Source organism: Marivita sp. S0852 (genome assembly GCF_046591575.1).
Lineage (GTDB): Bacteria > Pseudomonadota > Alphaproteobacteria > Rhodobacterales > Rhodobacteraceae > Marivita.
In genome coordinates, this window is record NZ_JBIQWA010000033.1 from 1 (window position 1) to 860 (window position 860).

Annotated in this window: 1 protein-coding gene; it reads right to left on the minus strand. The window is 61.9% G+C overall.

Annotation, left to right across the window (positions count from 1 at the left end):
* The coding region (locus ACG74X_RS21290; protein WP_411237323.1) for an AMP-binding protein at positions 1 to 860 on the minus strand (860 nt) is incomplete at both ends.

Here is an 860-nt window from a genome sequence, read left to right on the forward strand (position 1 = left end):
CATTGGATCACGTCCGGGCTTGCGATGGGGCCGATTTCGGTGCGCACCCAGCTGCGCAATTCCTTGGTCAGCTCGTCAGACGGGTCGACCCCGTTCATCAGGGTGACATAGCAGTAGATGCCCTGGCCCTTGATGTCATGCGGATAGCCCACGACCGCCGCCTCGGCCACCTTGGCATGGGCGACCAGCGCGGATTCCACCTCTGCCGTGCCCATGCGGTGGCCGGACACGTTGATCACATCGTCCACACGGCCGGTGATCCAGTAATCCCCGTCGGCGTCGCGCTTGCAGCCGTCGCCCGAGAAGTAATAGCCCTTGTAGTCCGAGAAATAGGTCTTCTCGAACCGCGCGTGATCGCCCCAGACGGTGCGCATCTGCCCCGGCCAGCTTGATTTCAGCGCCAGCACGCCCTCTGTCGGGCTGGCATGGATTTCCTCGCCCGTCTGCGGGTCAAGCACCACGGGCTGCACCCCGAAAAACGGCTTCATCGCCGCACCGGGTTTGGTTGCATGCGCACCGGGCAGGGGGGTGAGCAGGTGCCCGCCTGTTTCGGTTTGCCACCAGGTGTCGACGATGGGGCAGCGGCCCCCACCGATGACATCGTTATACCAGTTCCACGCCTCGGGATTGATCGGCTCGCCCACCGTTCCGAGGATTCGCAAGGAGGATAGATCGCATTTGGTTGCGAAGTCGTTACCTTGCCCCATCAAAGCGCGGATGGCGGTGGGGGCAGTGTAGAACTGGTTAACTTTGTGTTTCTCGCAGACCTGCCAGAACCGCGATGCATCCGGATAGGTGGGCACACCTTCGAACATCAGAGTGGTCGCGCCGTTGGCTAAGGGTCCGTAAATAATGTAGGA